The organism is Undibacterium sp. Ji49W (assembly GCF_049340205.1).
In the GTDB taxonomy this organism is placed as follows: Bacteria; Pseudomonadota; Gammaproteobacteria; order Burkholderiales; family Burkholderiaceae_D; genus Undibacterium.
In genome coordinates this window covers 87218-99064 of record NZ_JBMPOW010000024.1, presented here as the reverse complement: position 1 = coordinate 99064, position 11847 = coordinate 87218, and the positions used below count along the sequence as shown (strand labels likewise).

The 11847-nt window shown below is 53.4% G+C and carries 11 protein-coding genes; 7 read left to right on the top strand and 4 right to left on the bottom strand.

Annotated features, from left to right (window positions below; genetic code table 11):
• A partial coding sequence (locus ACO0LK_RS24160; protein WP_422974573.1) for an IS3 family transposase occupies positions 1–94 on the top strand: 94 nt, incomplete at its 5' end.
• An 84-nt stretch (positions 95–178) separates the two neighbouring features.
• On the opposite strand, the gene ACO0LK_RS24155 is transcribed toward ACO0LK_RS24160, so the two are convergent.
• Positions 179–1408: an MFS transporter gene (locus ACO0LK_RS24155; protein ID WP_422979633.1), complete on the bottom strand. Its 1230-nt coding sequence runs from the start codon at positions 1406–1408 to the stop codon at positions 179–181.
• 78 nt (positions 1409–1486) lie between these two features.
• On the opposite strand from ACO0LK_RS24155, the gene ACO0LK_RS24150 reads away from it, so the two are divergent.
• From ACO0LK_RS24150 to ACO0LK_RS24140, 3 genes are all read left to right on the top strand, one after another.
• Positions 1487–2800, top strand: a complete 1314-nt coding sequence (locus tag ACO0LK_RS24150; RefSeq protein WP_422979631.1) for a hemolysin family protein — start codon at positions 1487–1489, stop codon at positions 2798–2800.
• 90 nt (positions 2801–2890) lie between these two features.
• Positions 2891–4165 carry an Hsp70 family protein gene (locus tag ACO0LK_RS24145; protein ID WP_422979629.1) on the top strand — a complete coding sequence of 425 codons (1275 nt, stop codon included), beginning with the start codon at positions 2891–2893 and terminating at the stop codon, positions 4163–4165.
• A 192-nt stretch (positions 4166–4357) separates the two neighbouring features.
• Positions 4358–6610, top strand: coding sequence for a bifunctional diguanylate cyclase/phosphodiesterase (locus ACO0LK_RS24140; RefSeq protein WP_422979627.1), 2253 nt, complete (start codon positions 4358–4360; stop codon positions 6608–6610).
• Positions 6611–6757: 147 nt separating this feature from the next.
• Here ACO0LK_RS24140 and ACO0LK_RS24135 read toward each other — a convergent pair whose 3' ends face one another.
• Positions 6758–7351: a Spy/CpxP family protein refolding chaperone gene (locus ACO0LK_RS24135; RefSeq protein ID WP_422979625.1), complete on the bottom strand. Its 594-nt coding sequence runs from the start codon at positions 7349–7351 to the stop codon at positions 6758–6760.
• A gap of 379 nt (positions 7352–7730) precedes the next feature.
• On the opposite strand from ACO0LK_RS24135, the gene ACO0LK_RS24130 reads away from it, so the two are divergent.
• Both ACO0LK_RS24130 and ACO0LK_RS24125 read left to right on the top strand, forming a co-directional pair.
• A complete protein-coding gene (locus tag ACO0LK_RS24130) occupies positions 7731–8456 on the top strand; it encodes a response regulator (protein ID WP_186950761.1) in 726 nt (241 codons plus the stop codon).
• Positions 8456–9802: an ATP-binding protein gene (locus ACO0LK_RS24125; RefSeq protein WP_422979623.1), complete on the top strand. Its 1347-nt coding sequence runs from the start codon at positions 8456–8458 to the stop codon at positions 9800–9802. The genes ACO0LK_RS24130 and ACO0LK_RS24125 overlap by 1 nt, the downstream gene beginning before the upstream one ends.
• 39 nt (positions 9803–9841) lie before the next feature.
• On the opposite strand, the gene ACO0LK_RS24120 is transcribed toward ACO0LK_RS24125, so the two are convergent.
• Both ACO0LK_RS24120 and ygiD read right to left on the bottom strand, forming a co-directional pair.
• Positions 9842–10366 (bottom strand): hypothetical protein, encoded by a 525-nt coding sequence (locus ACO0LK_RS24120; RefSeq protein WP_422979621.1) that lies wholly within the window; start codon positions 10364–10366, stop codon positions 9842–9844.
• A gap of 38 nt (positions 10367–10404) precedes the next feature.
• A complete protein-coding gene (gene ygiD / locus ACO0LK_RS24115; RefSeq protein ID WP_422979619.1) occupies positions 10405–11181 on the bottom strand; it encodes a 4,5-DOPA dioxygenase extradiol in 777 nt (258 codons plus the stop codon).
• Positions 11182–11317: 136 nt separating this feature from the next.
• On the opposite strand from ygiD, the gene ACO0LK_RS24110 reads away from it, so the two are divergent.
• A complete protein-coding gene (locus tag ACO0LK_RS24110; protein WP_422979640.1) occupies positions 11318–11788 on the top strand; it encodes a DUF2721 domain-containing protein in 471 nt (156 codons plus the stop codon).
• Positions 11789–11847: the final 59 nt, after the last annotated feature.

Below are 11847 nucleotides of genomic sequence, written 5' to 3'. Positions count from 1 at the left end.
GGATTATATTCACTACTATAATCACGACCGGATCAAGGTCAAACTAAAAGGACTGAGTCCTGTGCAATACAGAAATCAGTCCTTGGCTACTTAGATAATTAACGTCCAACTTAATGGGGTCACTTCACTTGAAGTCCGCTTTTTTGTTTTTATTGCACCTGCTTTTATTTTCTTCTCATTACGCTTTGCGCAAATGCCGCATCGCCAGCGTCAGCGCCATCACCTGCACGGTAGCCGCCAGAAAGAAGGGCGCTCCCAGCAGGATACTGCCCTTGTCCAGATGGCTGACCTGCCCCACAAGCGATGTTCCTATCAGGGTTGCGAACACACTCATGATGCTGGCCAGCCCAGTCAGTGAACCCATGGCAATACCTTGCGAACGCGCATTCACGGCGCGTGAAAAAAACCCCTGCAAGGCGGGGCCTGCTGCAAATGCCAGCACATTACACAAGATCAGCACATACATCATCCAGCCCTGATTCGCCAGGCCATACAGGGTCAGGGCGATGGCAGAAGAAGCCAGACCAATCAGCACCGCATTGGCATCACCCACACGTTTTATATAACGGCCCAGAAACACGCCCTGCATCAGCACGCTTGAAATACCGACCATGAACAGCGACAAGCCGTTTTGCATCGGTGTCCAGCCAAAGCGCAATTCGGTCGACAAGACCCAGGTGGTCTGAAGGGTGAATTGGGCAAACATGGTCAACGCATAGACCCAGACCAGGGCGCCAACACCGCTCAGGTGCGATAAACCACGCAGACCGGCAAAAGGATTGGCGGCAGTAATATGAAACGCCTTGCGATGATCAGGGGCAAGCGATTCAGGCAAAGAGAAATAACCGTACACCACGTTCGCCAGCGACACCGCAGCTGCCAGGTAAAACGGGTAATGAATATGTGACTCGCCCAGCACACCACCGATTACCGGCCCGCAGATAAAACCCAGACCAAACATGGCACCTATTTTACCCAGTGCCTTACTGCGGTTTTCCGGGCTGGACACGTCAGCGATGTAGGCATTGGCTACCGACAGGTTGCCAGCCGTCACGCCGCCGATGGCGCGCACCACCAGCATCCAGTAAATGCTGGTGACCTGGGTCAGCAAGAGAAAATTCAGCCCCAGTCCAAATACACAGGTCAGCAATACCGGACGACGGCCAAAGCGGTCGCTGAGTGCGCCTATCATGGGTGCAAAGACAAACTGCATAACGCCATAAATGGCGACGATGGCCCCATACCAGTAAGCCTGGCTGTCAGCCTGGCCAATATAGCTGCCCACCAGGCGTGGCAAGACGGGAATGATGAGCCCTATGCCAAGAATATCCAGAAATACGGTAATCAATACAAAACGCACATTGGTCGGTAGCGGTTTGGCCGCATCAACCTGCTCAGGATTCGTCATATCTGCTGACTTTCAGGCGGAATAATCAAAGCGCAATAGTATATGATTACCGCTGGATACACCCGCCAAGAGGACAATATGGCTTTGTTTGACCACTTTCTGATCATTGCCCTGCTGGTCGCCATCAGTGCATTTTTTTCCATGTCAGAAATTTCGCTGGCCGCCGCACGCCGGGTAAAACTGCAAATACTTGAAGCAGAGGGGGATTTGCGCGCTGCCAAGGTGCTGGCATTACAACAGGAGCCCGGGCATTTCTTCACCGTGGTGCAAATCGCCCTGAATGCGGTTGCCATACTCGGTGGTATTTTGGGTGAACAGGCGCTGACGCCGTATATTTCCAGGCTGTTCATCTCTATCGTAGGGCTCAACAACTGGGTGGAAACAGCCAGTTTCGTCACATCCTTCCTGTTCGTGACTTCGCTGTTCATCCTGTTTGCCGATCTCATGCCCAAGAAAATTGCCATGATTTCACCCGAAGCGGTGGCCATGCTGGTGGTCGCCCCCATGCTCTTGTGTGTGCGGCTGTTCAAACCGCTGGTCTGGGTGTTCAACGGCCTGGCCAACCTGCTGCTGCGCATGTTGAATTTGCCTACCGAAAGAAACGAAAAAATTACCTCGGACGAAATCTATGCCATGGTGGATGCCGGTGCCGAAGCCGGGGTCCTGCAAGAACGCGAACACCATATGATAGGCAATGTGTTCGAGCTGGAAAGCCGCACCGTGCCGTCGGCCATGTCGCAGCGCGACAGCATCGTCTACTTCACCTTGCAGGATACGGATGTGGTGATACGGCAAAAAATCGCCGAGCATCCGCATACCAAGTTCCTGGTCTGTGATGGCCATATCGACAACGTGGTCGGCTATGTCGAATCCAAGGACATCCTTAAGCGTGTACTCACCAACCAGGCATTTTCCAAGGTGCAGGAATTATCCATACGCACCGCTTTGGCCGTACCGGATTCGCTGACCCTGTCAGAAATGCTGGAACAGTTTAAGGGGACGCGCGAAGATTTTGCCGTCATCCTGAATGAGTATGCACTGGTAGTGGGCGTGATCACCCTCAATGACGTGCTGAGTACGCTGATGGGTAACCTGGTTCATCCTTTCATGGAAGACCAGATCGTCCAGCGTGATGCCAGTTCCTGGCTGATCGATGGCGCCACGACGATAGAAGATGTCTGCCGCGCCCTTGATATTGATGCCTTGCCTGAGCAGGGCAGCTATGAGACTATCGCTGGTTTCATGATGACCATGTTGAAGAAGATACCCAAGCGCACCGATTACGTCATGGTCGGGGTGTACAAGTTTGAAGTCGTCGATATTGATCATTACCGGATTGATCAGTTACTGGTGGTGCGTATGTCTTCCCACGACGCCATACATACTGTCTGAGCATGTGGTCATCATCCCGCCCGGCAGCACTGCCGGGCAAATCGCTGGAACAGTGTGTTCTGAGTCTTTGGTTTTTTATCAGGAAGTTTCATGTCGCAAGCATGTGGAGTAGATTTTGGTACCTCGAATTCAACGGTAGGCTGGCATCGTCCAGGCCAGTCAGCATTGTTGCAGCTTGAAGAAGACAAAGTCACCCTGCCATCGGTCGTATTTTTCAATGTCGAAGACGATGAAGTCACTTACGGCAGAGCTGCGCTGAGCAACTACCTGGCTGGTTATGAAGGGCGTCTGATGCGCTCCATGAAAAGCCTGCTTGGCACCAGCCTGATGGATGGGCAGACTGAAGTACAAGGCAAGGCCCTGCCTTTTCGCCACCTGCTGGCACAGTTTATTGGCGAGTTGAAACAACGCGCAGAAAAATCGGCCGGCACCCATTTTGACCGCGCCGTACTGGGTCGCCCCGTGCATTTTATCGATGACGACAGCAAGGCCGATCAACTGGCCCAGGATACGCTGGAAGAAATTGCCCGCGCTGCCGGTTTCAAGGAAGTACAGTTCCAGTTTGAACCGATTGCTGCCGCCTTTGATTATGAATCACGCATAGAAAAAGAAGAACTGGTCCTGATTGCCGATATCGGCGGTGGTACTTCCGATTTTTCCCTGGTGCGCCTATCACCGCAACGCGCCAGCAAGCTTGAGCGCAAGGACGACATCCTGGGCAATGGCGGCGTCCACCTTGGCGGCACCGATTTCGACAAATACCTGAGCCTGACCCATGTCATGCCCCTGCTTGGCCTGGGCGGACGGCTGGGTACGCAAATCGAGGTGCCATCCAGCTATTACTTCAACCTGGCCACCTGGCACACCATCAACCTGGCCTACACACAAAAAGTCTGGCGTGAGTTGCAGGAAGTCTATCGCGACATCAACAGTGCCGATCTGCGCCTGCGCTTCGAACGCCTGCTACGCCTGGTGGAAGAACGCGATGGCCACTGGCTGGCCATCCGCTCGGAAGAAGCCAAGATATTATTGTCAGATCAACAATCCATCAGCCTGCCGCTGGATCGCCTGCGCAGCAAGCAAAGCAGCGCAGCCTGCCTGCTGGAACTGGACCAGGCAGGCTTGCAGACTGCCATTTCGCAATTGACCATACAGATAGGCGATACCGTCAACAGCGTACTACAGGCTGCCCAGGTCAGGCCGGAACAGGTCGATACCGTCTTCTTTACCGGTGGCTCCAGCGGTGTACGTGGCTTGCGCCAGCAAATTGCCAGCATCGTGCCAACCGCACGCAAGGTCGAGGGTGATCTTTTTGGCAGCATCGGTTCAGGCCTGGGTCTGGATGCAGCACGTCGTTTTGCCTGAGACACAGAGGCTCTCCATTTCACTATTGCTCACAATAATCTGTGGCTAGTGAAACAAAGAGGGTATTTTTTCCTGCCCTTGTAGCGGCAAACTTACACTATACTGGAATGCATAAGAGCAAGTATCCATGATGCAGGCCCCCGCGCCATGAATCCCAGATCGTAATAATGAACTTTTCTAACCGGAGAAGGCATGTCGAATGTACAAGGTGATGATGACGAACTATTCATCATAGAAGATACAGCAGACATCTCCGGAGACCCCCGGCTGATACGCAGCTGGAAAGTGGCGATCGTCGATGATGATGAAGATGTCCACAGCACCACCTGCTTCGCCCTACAGTATGTACAAATACTGAACCGCCCGCTGGAATTCATCCATACCTATTCCAAAGACGAAACACGCCGGGTATTTGCGGCAGAGAGCGATATCGCCGTGGTCTTGCTGGACGTGGTCATGGAAACCGAACATGCCGGTCTGGAACTGGTCAGTTTCATACGTGACGAGCTGGGCTGGGCAGACACCCGCATCATCCTGCGAACCGGCCAGCCCGGCTATGCGCCGGAAGAAGAGGCAATACGCGACTATGACATCAATGACTACAAAACCAAGAATGAACTGACACGCAAGAAACTGCTGACTTCGCTGACTGCCGCCATCCGTTCGTATGAACAGATACGCACGATAGATGCCAGCCGGCGTGGTCTGCACCAGATTATCACGTCCAGCGCTGCATTCACCTTTGATCATGGCATCCAGGCATTTGCCAGTGGCGTGATTACCCAGATTGCCGCCCTGTGTGGGGTACCGCCCGAAGGCTTGCTGTGCGCCCAGGGTGAATTGAATGAAATGGACGAAGAGGCAACACCCGAGATCTTCAATGTCATTGCTTCGGCCGGGCATTACAGCCAGTTGATGAATTGTCCGATTGAAAAAATTGATGACACCAAGATACGGCATGCATTGCGGCATGTACTGACCAGACGTGAACCACTGTTTGGCCCTTACAGCATGACCCTGTATTTTTCCGGACGTGGCGACCGGCCGCTGGCTGCGTATGTCGACCTGCCTTTCCCGCTGTCAGACATCAACCGTGACCTGCTGGAGGTATTCTGCGCCAATCTCGGGGTCTGCCTGGACAACCTCAGCCTGGTCAATCAGCTTAAAAATCATGCTTACCGCGATCAGTTGCTGAAGCTGCCAAACCGCCTGAAATTCATTGATCAGATCAGCGCGGCACTGGAACAACATCAGCCGGCACAAATGGTGGCATTGCTGGACATTGACGATTTTGCCGAAATCAATGATGTGCTTGGCCATCACTATGGCGACCTGCTGCTGAAAGCCGTGGCTGACCGCCTGCGTGAGCAGTTGGGGGAAGGGGTATTTTTTGCCCGCATCTCTGGCGATGTATTCGGTTTGCTGGGCGACCAGGATTTGCTCGACCCCGATACCCTGCGGCAGTTGTTTAGCCTGCCGTTCACGATAGAAGCCACTGCACATTCGGTGTCCATGTCCATAGGCATGGTGGCACTGGAAGGTTATCACGGCGACGGTGCCGAGCCGCTCAAGGACGCCAGTATCGCTTTGAAACGTACCAAAATACAGCAGCGCGGCAGTTGCACCCTGTTTACCCGTTCCATGGGTATAGAAATACGCGAACGCGCCACCCTGATGCAACATCTGCACAAAGCTTTTGATGCCGAGCGCCTGTTCCTTATGTATCAGCCACAGGTCGATCTGGAAACCGGACATTTTACCGGCCTGGAAGCCTTGATACGCTGGCGCACCGACGAGGGTGTGCTGATACCGCCAAATGATTTCATTCCCCTGGCCGAATATTCCGGCCTGATCATTAGTCTGGGTGCCTGGGTATTGCGTACCGCCTGTTTCATGATGGTCAGACTGCAAAAAGCCGGCATCGCACCACAACGCATGGGAGTGAATGTATCGGTCATACAATTCCGCCAGGATGATTTTATTGATATCGTCGAAAAAGCCCTGAAAGACAGCGGTCTGGCACCATCCAATCTGGAACTGGAAATTACAGAATCGGTCACCATGAGCAGCGCCGCCATGTTTGAAACCCAGCTCAGCAAACTGAAAAACCTGGGGGTCAACATTGCGATTGATGATTTTGGTACAGGATTTTCTTCCCTCAGTTATCTCGACAAACTGCCAGTGGACAGGCTGAAAATAGACCGCGCTTTTGTGAATCAGATCGACACGCCCGAAGGCCCGCGTATTGCCGAACTGATCACCCAGTTAGGCAAGAAACTGGGCCTGCAAGTGATCGCCGAAGGGGTGGAACATGCCATCCACTGGAAGACCCTGGAAGCCATGGGTTGCCACGAAGGCCAGGGTTTTTTTATAGGCCGCCCGATGCTGGAAGAAAATCTGGTGGAATGGATACACACCAAGGGCAACAGCATGCGTCCGCAATAAATCGCGACAGGACCTTGCAAGATGTCTGCTCCAACACTTGCGGTTCCCGCTCTGTCGCACGGGTAACGCTGTATCCATCACCCAAAATGAAAAATGCATACGGGCATTACTGCCAGTCTGCATTCCTGTGCTGCAAATAACTAAAACTTAGTTTTTCTTGTCCATCATCGGTGGACGACCACCGCCATCGCGGTGCATGTCATGGCCAGGACCGCCGGGGCCACCAGGAGCACCGTGGCCGCCCATGTGCGACATACGTTCACGCATACGCGATTCCATATGACGATGGCTGTCATCAAAAATCTTTTGCTGTTCTGGTGACAGCACGGCATAGAAAGTTTTCAATGCAGTCAGACGTGTCTGCATTTTTGCCAGGTGTTCTTTCATTTTTTCCAGGCCTTTTTCCATGCGCTCTGGTGTGCTCAGTTTTGCCAGTTCCTTCTGATCCGGACGGGCCGGCATGGCACCAGGATTCATGGATTCAGTAAAGGTTTTCCAGGCTGATTCCTGTGCGGCAGTGATCTTCAATTTATCATGCATTTCTGCCTGATGCTTGGCCATGCGCTCTTTCATTTTTTCGGCCCACTTGGCCGGATCTGCCGGTGTACGGCCATGGCCAGCGTGATCACCTGCAGGCGGTGCTGGTGGTGTTGATGGAGCGCTTTGTGCAAATGCACCGGCGGCAATACCCATCGTAATAACCGTCAAACCAAGAGCTAATTTTTTTTGTAAGGTATTCATAGTTTTCGCTTTCTTAACAGACTGAACATACTCGACGCCTTGTCTCCGGCATACTGCAAAACGGCGAGCAACCTGACTGTGACGTGACCATCAGGACCTGAACCCAATCAGATAGGCAGGCCGGTTCAGCGCTGGCCACCCATCCCATTTTGCTCACATCCCGGCATTGCTGCCTCAGACATGGAGCGTATCTTGCGGGACAGATGTAACCCAAAAATGTCGGTCTGGCCTCGCTTTGTATCGACGTGTAACAACCTGGAGTACCATACGATGGTATGTTACGTACTGTTGTTACGTACTGTTTCCTGATCGGTTTATCATAACAAGCCGATACAAAATCTTCGTTTCTATAGGACGGACCAGGCTCATAATGAAACCCATGGACACACCTAATAAAATTCTCATTGTTGATGACGACCGCGACATCCGCAATTTGCTGGCCGATTATCTTGATAATAATGGCTACAGTACGGTCACCGCTGCCGAAGGCAATGCCATGTGGGCGGCACTGCAAAATCAGCAAATTGACCTTATCGTGCTCGATCTGAACCTGCCGGGTGATGACGGCCTGACCCTGTGCCGCACCTTGCGCAGCAAATCAACTCTGCCCGTCATCATGCTGACTGCACGCGGCGAACCGCTGGACCGTATTCTCGGCCTGGAAATGGGTGCTGACGATTACCTGCCCAAGCCGTTTGAGCCGCGTGAGCTGCTGGCACGCATACGCAGCGTGTTGCGACGCATCCAGACCAATATCAATCCGCATACCGGCGAAGCGCTACAAAAATTGAAATTTGCCGGCTGGACCCTGGATTTGACGGCGCGTCACCTGATCAGCCCGGATGACATGGTCGTGTCATTATCGGGTGCCGAATTTCGTATGCTGAACATCTTTCTGGATCACCCCAACCGTGTCCTGAACCGTGATCAGTTGCTGAACATGACGCATGGCCGCGATGCCGATCCCTTTGATCGTTCCATCGATATTCAGATCAGCCGCCTGCGCCAGAAATTAAGGGAAGATGCGCGCTCGCCGCAAATCATCAAGACTGTCAGAAATGGCGGTTATGTACTGGCCGTGACCGTCGCGGTGGAGCAAGAATAATGAAAATTTTGTCATCGATGTGGGGCAGGGTATTTGCCATTCTTTTGCTTGGTGTCGTTGCATCCACAGCGCTGACATGGTGGCTGGCTTTTGGCGAGCGCCAGAAAACCATTACCCAATACCGTGACTCGCATGCGGTTGAACGGGCCGAACAACTAGTACTGGCACTGGATGCCCTGCCAGAAGCCAATCGCGAAGCTTTTCTGACCACCGCACCGCGTCTGGGCTTGCAGGTGGCAACACTACCCGCCGAAACATCAGACCAGGCGCCGCGCTCGGAATATGCAGCAGCTGTCAGTGAAAGACTGGGCAAAACCTTTCGCGTGATGTCGCTGGCACAGGACCCGGCGTCCTGCCCGCGCTCGCCGCAAAACATACAGACCAACCGCCTGCCCTGTGAAGCGCTGGGCATCACCCTGCATGACGGCACCGCCTTGCGCCTGACCGTCTTGCCGCCACGTAGCCCGGCACCGCCTTTAAGGCCAGATTTCATCCAGTATCTGTTCCTGTTCCTGGCCAGTATCGCTGTGCTGACCTTCATTATCGCACGCATGTCCATGCGCCCTTTGCAGCAAATGGCGCAGGCCGCCACAGCGCTGGGGCAGGACATCAACCGCCCACCGCTGCCAGAAAAAGGAGCGACCGAAATCCTCCAGGCAACCCGCGCCTTCAATGCCATGCAAGCCAGGATACGCCAGCACATTGCCCAGCGCACCCACATGCTGGCGGCCATCACCCATGATTTGCAAACCCCGCTGACACGTCTGCGCCTGCGTCTGGAAAAGGTCAAGGATGATGAGTTGCGCGACAAACTGATAGAAGATTTGTCAGGCATGCAAATGATGATACGCGAAGGACTGGACTTGGCCCGCAGTATGGACAGCAACGAAGCCCTGAAACCGCTGGACCTGGATTCCCTGCTCGACAGCGTCTGTGCCGATGCGGCCGATGCTGGCCAGAATGTCAGCTTTCAGGGGCAAGCTGGTGTTACCGTCATGGCCAGGCCGCAATCCCTGCGTCGTTGCCTGACCAATCTGATCGACAATGCCGTCAAATATGGTCAATATGCCAAAGTCAGTCTGGTAGCCGGCAAAGATGCTGCCAACGATGTCATGCATATACTGATACGTGACGGCGGTAGTGGCATACCACCAGAATTGCAGAGCAAGGTATTTGAACCTTTTTTCCGCATAGAAACCTCACGCTCACGCGAATCCGGCGGCACCGGCCTGGGACTGACCATCGCCCAGAACATCGCCCAGCAACACGGCGGCAAACTGCAACTCAGCAATCTGTCCGAAGGCGGGCTGGAAGTGCGGCTGACTTTGCCTTTGCAGCTGAATTGAAGACAAATTGAGGACGAATTGAGGACAATAGACAGGAAGTCAGCAAGACTGGCTTTCTGTCAGCTTTTCCCAAGCCACCTGTTGCACTGATTCATGCTGTTTCGCGTGTAAATACGCACGATCGGAGATGGGCATACTGCTACCTGCGGCGTCATCCGTGTTGTGGTTATATAAAGCCAGATCGTTCAGTTTTTGCCAATGCTGTGCCGGAATTTGTATCACCAACTGGCGCTGAAATTCGCATTTTTTCCCAACTATCTGCAGTTGCCGCTTGACGTCGATATGCAAGACACCATGACCCGCGTCATCTACTGTCAGATAAGGTCTGGCGATATCCCCGGAATCATAAAAAGGAGCCCTGAGCGCGAGGCGCAAGCTGTTGTCCGGCGCCACCTGCATGTGGACAAAATTTGGTGTAAAAAATGAGTCTTCGATTGGTTTGCTGGCAGACACCAGATCGACCGCCGTTCCGTACAATCGACTGTTGATTTCGTCAGAAAATTCGCAGTAAGCCAGAATGGGGACAAACAAGAGAAGGAATATATTTCTTTTTTTCAAGTTCAATACCGATCAAAACGCGCAATCATTAATTGCAACATCGCTCAGGAAACCGCCACCGACATCATGCTGATGGCGCCCAGTTCCATGCCTTCGGCAAACAGAGCCAATCGTTCATCTGGTCGCTTGCTGCCCAGTACATACAGCAGGGGCAGGAAATGTTCATTGGTCGGTACAGCCAGGCTGGCATCATTGCCGAACTGTTCATAATGCACCAGCTTGTCCCAGTCTTCATCGAGAATCGCTGCACGCATGTTGTCATTGAAACGTTGCGCCCAGTCATAGGCACGCACCTGTTGTGACATGCGACGCAGATTGTGGACCACATTGCCACTGGCCATCAGCATCACACCTTCGTCACGCAAGACACTCAATTGTCGTCCCAGTTCAAAATGCCAGGCGGCTGGCTGTGACAAGTCCAGGCTCAGTTGCACGACAGGCACATCTGCTTGCGGGTACATCTTTACCAGCACTGACCAGGTGCCGTGGTCCAGACCCCACTGCTGGTCTTGCACCACCGTCATGGGTGCCAGCAATTCAGCCACGCGGGCCGCCAGGGCAGGGGCGCCGGCAGCCGGATACTGAATATCAAACAGGGCTTGCGGAAAACCGCCAAAATCATGAATCGTCCTTGGTCTTGGCATAGCTGTCACGGCCACCCCACGCGTCATCCAGTGGGCCGACACCATCAGGATCGCCTTAGGGCGTGCCACCGTTTGCCCAAGGTCATGCCAGGCACGGGTATATTCATTGTCGGCCAGGGCATTCATGGGACTGCCATGACCCAAAAAGATAGCTGGCGAACGCGGGGATATGGACATGGAAACTCCTACAGGCAATATGCAGATGAAAATGTCAGCGAAAGTGTCAGAATACGCCAAAAGACCTGTTCATGTTTGCCCGCCAGGGCGTGCTCCCCTGTAAAATCCGGAAAAAAGCTTAAGGATAAAAAACATGATTAATTTACAGCTAGGTGACGTCAGCCACATCATCCAACTCGCCATTGCCCCGGTCTTCCTGCTGACCGGCGTGGGCACCACGCTTTCGGTCTTGACCAATCGCCTGGCACGCATCATTGACAGGTCGCGGGTAGTCGAAGAGTTACTGCATGGCGACAACGCCGCTGTACCGGTAACACCCGGTCTGGAAGAAGAATTGCAGGAACTGTATGAACGCTCACACCTGATTAACCGGGCCATCACGCTTAGTACCTCGTGTGGCTTGTTTATCTGCCTGGTCATCGCGACCCTGTTTCTGGGTGACGCCACCAGTTTAAGTCTGGACAAGCCGATTGCACTCCTGTTCGTAGCAGGGGTTTTTTCACTGATAGGTAGCTTCATCTACTTCCTGCGTGAAATTTTCGTGGCCACCAAGACCCTGACACGCCAACGTGAACTGGGCAGGCATAAAATCATTGCACGTGAATAGACACTGAATCAGCATGAAAAAGCCCCGCCGTCCTGGTTGCAAGACAGCGGGGCTTTTTT